We start from the raw sequence: 3165 nt of genomic DNA, 5'->3' as shown, positions 1-3165 counted from the left end.
TTCATATTTTTTTGCAGGCTCTTGTTGATTAACAGACGTGGTTTCATTTGAAATATTAGAGATAACGGGGGTGTTTTTTGATATATTTTTCATAATTAAAACCTTACTGATTAAATGTTTGTTATTGGCATCTCTATAGAGGCGCCGGGTGCTAACAAACACGGCAGTAAGTCCGTCGTTACACTTTTCCCATAAATGGGTATTGTATGGTGTAACTACACCCGACAAAATTCTCATATACTAACAAAAGCATAAAAGATAGTCAGTGTTTTAAAAGAAATGGAAAAGGTTTTTTCGCAACCTATTCGCTATTCGAAAGTGTTTTCATCACTTGGTTATTTATATAACAAAATACGTATTTATTGTCAATTAATTTATAAACTTTTTTGATATTTTTTTGTATTTTTTAAATACGTTGTGTATTGATAATATCTTATGCTTATTAATTGCTTCTTTTATATTTATGTGCTTTTAAAGCTATATTATAGGTTTTATNTATTTTTTAAATACGTTGTGTATTGATAATATCTTATGCTTATTAATTGCTTCTTTTATATTTATGTGCTTTTAAAGCTATATTATAGGTTTTATGAAACGATTGCGTATTTTCTGAATCTATACATTTATAATATTTAGAAACGCTCTCATAATGCGTATTTTAAACTTTATAACCTATCAATTTTGTCACTAAATGGCTTTTAAGATTTCTGTTAATTTCTTTTAATAACACATTTTAGACTTAACAGCCTTTATAGGGACTGTCTTTATAACAAATGCTTTCATTTGCATTTTTGCTTTCTCTATAGTTGTTATGTTCTTTATAGCCATGGCATCATTTTTCATGTTCATAAGAGAAATGATAAATAGGATAATTGCGATTTATTGTCTGTTATGAAAACACTTATGAAAACATCTCAATAGAAACTGATAATTATAGAGATTAGCAAAATCCTTTTTAATAGGCTTTTGTTATTTTGATTAGTTCTTTTTAAAAGATAAAATTATATTTTTAGTGAGTGATTAACACGTGTCTTATGAAAAGCGTATGAAATTAAAAATTGATTACGTTATCAAAATCCCTTTTATGCATTTTAATCAGTTCTTTTGAATAATAACCTTATGATTTAGAGAATGATTACAACGTGCTTTATGAAAATCATGTGATTCTTTAAAGCTTTTCAAAAGATAGCTTGTAACTCATAAGAGATGCTATCAAGATCATTATGGTTATGAGTTTTGACGGTTTTTTGAGTTTTGAGGGTTGCCCCTTTTAGATAAAAAAACGATAAAAATTAAAAATGTTATTTTTCAATATGTTAATATTTTATAGATCTTAAAAAAACAACCCATATTGATAATATAACCTCTAAATTCAATCAATAATATACGTTTTGAGGGAGGGGTGACGGTTTTTACACCTTCAAAACCTATAAGCAAAATGAATATACATAACACACTTTAAACAAAGCTTTTGATAACAATAAAGCTATCCATTTTAGATTACGGTATAACCTCTTAAAGGCAATGTAAAAAAATCTAATTCTATTTAAGAGTGGATTTCTTAAATTTTGCAAAACAATCTAAAAAAATTATTGAAAAGTTCAAATCGTATCTTTAATTTGAATTATAAATACATTATTAGACTTTTGATATTAATCAAAGGTTTATGATGATGAAGTTTTTTATTTTATTTTGTTTGTTAATACTCACAGCTTGTGGTCCTTGGGATAATCAAGTAACACACTTGACCGGAATTGTTGATCCAAACTACAAGGGACGATTTCAAACCAAAAAGGTGGTTATAGGAGGTGTTGGCATGTCTATTTTTGAGCAAAAAGAACTTGAAGACACCTTTGAGAAATCCCTCGTTAAATACAATGTACAGATATTGAGAGGATTAGAACTTTTCCCTCCAACTCGTAATTATTCCTATAACGAGAAAGAGAAAATTATAACAAATAAAGGCGCAGATGCACTCCTAATAGTTAGCGTTGATAATCGTGCTATATCACAGACGTATATCCCGCCAACATATCATCCAGGAACCTCTACAAGTACTATTTCGGAAGTTGGACACTTTACTACCATAAGAACTGTAACGACACCAGGTTATGTGAGCGGTGGACATAATATTAGTAAGCCCGGCATAAGCGTTAGTGTTTACCTTATTCACAATACAAAAAACAAAGAAACCATATGGCTAGCAAAAGGCTCTAGCAATGGAAATGCTTTTGCATCATTTTCTAATCTCATAGTAAGCGTTGCAGAAACAACTGTCGAGAAACTAGCCAAAGAGGGGCTTATCGTCCCAAAGTAGAGTATCTAAAAGTGCAAGTTTCTTCTTTTTAGAATAACGCATATTAAGATTATATGTAAGCAATGTATAAAGGGGGTATAGGAACCTATAGGTATAAGACCTTATACCCCTTATGCGTTTAGCATACCCATTATGTGAGCATGCTTTATAAGTTATTCAGTTTCTCTTATTTCCAATTTTGGTAAGTTCTTAACAATTTTCATTGTTTCTAAACTTACGGTAATAACCCTCTGCAATAACTCTAGAGGGTAGGCAGGGTTGCCAACGGTTTCAACAGCATAGCGATTGGCATCATTAACAATGCCACTCTTTTTATCTGTCTTAACGCATTGACGCCCCATAACCGATTCAAGAGAGATATCTGTCATGATGATATTGCTATTATAAATAACAGTTGATTTATCCTTTTCCTTACTATTCCCAGCAAATTTCATTTCAGTCACATAATAAAACTTTTCTGGATTAGGGATGTCAGTTAATTTTGGATTACCTTTTTTAAAGGTTACGCGATAAGGTTTTACAGTTTCATAATTCATGTGCAAATGACCGAGTTCACGCCCTGCTGTCACAAATTTCCAAAAATCATCAGCCGTTTTTACGCAAGGGATACGAGGCAATTCTTTGCATAAATTATCAGCATAACGGGTGCCGATAATCTTCTGAATGCAAAAGACCGTAAACATAATAAAACAGATCATCTTTTGTTATGGTTTTAGTAAGTAAGCAGAGAGGCAATTTTTAAACCTATATCTGTACTATTATCGCGTTTTTTTTCTTATTTTAGTAAATAAGCGATTGTCATGCTATTTTTCTTATCAAGCGATAATAATGGAGTGTTTCTTGTTGTC

The 3165-nt window shown here is 30.6% G+C and carries 1 protein-coding gene and 1 pseudogene; one reads left to right on the top strand and one right to left on the bottom strand.

Features of this window, described 5'->3' with window-relative positions; translation table 11 throughout:
* The first annotated feature begins 1666 nt into the window (after positions 1 to 1666).
* Complete coding sequence (locus ACFIL7_RS03235) at positions 1667 to 2317, top strand: hypothetical protein (protein WP_375632701.1); 651 nt, start codon at positions 1667 to 1669, stop codon at positions 2315 to 2317.
* Positions 2318 to 2469: 152 nt separating this feature from the next.
* On the opposite strand, the pseudogene ACFIL7_RS03230 reads toward ACFIL7_RS03235, so the two are convergent.
* Positions 2470 to 3025, bottom strand: a pseudogene (locus tag ACFIL7_RS03230) (type ISP restriction/modification enzyme); the annotation flags it as partial.
* Between the last annotated feature and the right edge of the window lie 140 nt (positions 3026 to 3165).

The organism is Bartonella sp. AP3QHHD, assembly GCF_042195765.1.
Classification (GTDB): domain Bacteria; phylum Pseudomonadota; class Alphaproteobacteria; order Rhizobiales; family Rhizobiaceae; genus Bartonella.
The sequence above is the reverse complement of the archived record's forward strand: the minus strand, read 5'-3'. Positions and strand labels throughout refer to the sequence as shown.

Bases quoted from the DNA above. Each gene is read 5' to 3' on its own strand.
- ACFIL7_RS03235 (WP_375632701.1), top strand. From the start codon at position 1,667: ATGATGATGAAGTTTTTTATTTTATTTTGTTTGTTAATACTCACAGCT.